The 2,050-nt window shown below is 43.9% G+C and carries 2 protein-coding genes and 1 tRNA gene; all 3 read left to right on the top strand.

The window, feature by feature from the left end; all coding sequences use genetic code 11:
- On the top strand, positions 1-591 hold a 591-nt coding region (pyrF, locus tag Q0314_RS05230; RefSeq protein ID WP_298057281.1), incomplete at its 5' end, for an orotidine-5'-phosphate decarboxylase.
- Between the two features lie 212 nt (positions 592-803).
- On the top strand, positions 804-1,046 hold the full coding sequence (locus Q0314_RS05225; protein ID WP_297880538.1) for a helix-hairpin-helix domain-containing protein: 243 nt from the start codon (positions 804-806) through the stop codon (positions 1,044-1,046).
- A 143-nt stretch (positions 1,047-1,189) separates the two neighbouring features.
- Positions 1,190-1,280: transfer RNA gene (locus Q0314_RS05220), tRNA-Ser, on the top strand.
- The last annotated feature ends 770 nt before the right edge of the window (positions 1,281-2,050 follow it).

The following is a 2,050-nucleotide window of genomic DNA, read 5'->3' as shown; positions in this document are numbered from 1 at the left end:
GTTGGGCTACGAGCTTATTTGCGCGACGGTGCGGGATTTGTGGGGGAGCTAAAAAAGCTCGGAAATTTTAAAATTTTCCTCGATCTAAAGCTCTACGACATCCCAAACACGATGGCAGACGCCGCCGAGGAGATCGCCAAACTCGGCGTCGACATGATAAACGTGCATGCAAGCAGCGGCAAGCGCGCGATGGCTACGGTGATGGAGCGACTGGGCAGACTAGCTTCGCGTCCGCTGGTGCTAGCGGTTTCTGCGCTAACTAGCTTTGACGAGACCGAATTTAGCGCGGTTTACGAGCAAAATTTAAGCGATGCCGTGCGAAAATTTAGCGTGATGAGCTACGAAGCGGGGCTTGACGGCATGGTCTGCTCGGCGTTCGAGAGCCGCCTGATAAAGGACGCTACGAGCGAAAATTTTATCACGCTCTGCCCTGGCGTAAGGCCGTTTGGCGAGAGCGCAGTAGATCAAAAGCGAGTGGCGGATCTGGGCGTTGCGCGCGAGGCGGGGGCTAATTTTATCGTGGTCGGTCGCCCGATATACCAGGCACAAAACCCGCGCGAAATCTGCGAGCGGATTTTGGATCAAATTTAACGCCCGCGCTTGCGTGAAATTTGATGCGAAATCATTTTAAGCATGGTTTTCACGCGAGAATTTTAATTAACTCATCGCGCAAGGACGGCTTGGGCGGCGACTGAGCGCGGTAGTGAGATAAAATTTAGCGAGCTTCGTAACACGCAAATGAAATTTTAAATTTCACTCAAAGCGGCGAGCTTGGCGGAATTTAAAAGAAATTTGAGGTAAATTTGAGCGATTTTAGGAAAATACCCTATGTCGGCGAGGCGACCGAGGCGGATCTACTGGCGCTCGGCTACGAGGATATCGCTTCGTTAAAGGGTGCGGATCCCCACGAAATGTTTGAACGCACAAAGGCGCTCGGGCGCGGCAGTGACAGATGTATCCTCTACGTTTACCGCATGGTTTGCTACTACGCAAATACGCCCCGTCCCGACAAAGCCAAGCTAAAATGGTGGCTTTGGAAGGATTAAATTTACAAATTTGACCCGTGGCGAGTCTTTAAAATTGAGTAGTTTTGCGCGGCTACTTTTTCTGCGCGAGAGCGGCAGGCTCAAAAACGCAAATTTAAGCAAGATATCAGCGGTATTTAATTATAATGCGGTTTCTTTTTTGTGGACAGATGGGTGAGTGGCCGAAACCACACCCCTGCTAAGGGTGCAGCTTCTAACCGGGGCTCGAGGGTTCAAATCCCTCTCTGTCCGCCACCACTTCAAGAAACACACAGAAAACCCCCGCAAGTTACGGCAGCAAAAAGAAACTACCAGCAGTGTTTTTTGTTGATATTTTCTCTGACTATCCAATAAAAACAGTCAAAATTTACACATCCAATCAGCCAAAATGATATACAATGCCCAAATTATTAGCACGGATCAGTAATCTAAGTTAAAGATAAACCGTATTTTGTAAGCGGTAGCGACAATCTACCATTAAAATAATGTCTAATAGTGGTAAATTTTATCTACGAGTTTTGCAGTAAAGTAGTGAATAAGCCCAAAGGAATTATTATAGAAAGTAGGCGAAATAAGCCTAGCCAAAGTTATGGAGAGGTGCGACGAGCTAAAAAAGTAGCTTTTAGATGGAGTGGATATTTTATGCAAGAAGGTTACGTAAAGTTTTATTAAGTAGCGATACTTTGATTTTTCAGACGGCGGATCTTGTGATATATATAAAGTATCGCAAGCTATTTAAGTCCGTAAAATCAAGCTAAATTTAAACTTGCAGATACTTTTTATTCTATGCTATTTTGGGCGGTTTTGCGCGTAAATTTGGATTTTAAAAATATTAAAAAATAAAATTTGTACTAGAGGAGAAATCAAAATAAGCTATTTTTTTATCCAAATTTAGCTTTGCAAGAGTATTGCAAGTTAAATTTCTAAAATCGGACCGCATTTCAAATAAATATATTGATATTAAAAAAGCGAAAACCGTTATTTTGCTACTTTTGTTTTTGTCGATATGAAAATTTAACGAGCGG

This window comes from uncultured Campylobacter sp., assembly GCF_938040115.1.
GTDB lineage: Bacteria > Campylobacterota > Campylobacteria > Campylobacterales > Campylobacteraceae > Campylobacter_A.
The sequence above is the reverse complement of the archived record's forward strand: the minus strand, read 5'-3'. Positions and strand labels throughout refer to the sequence as shown.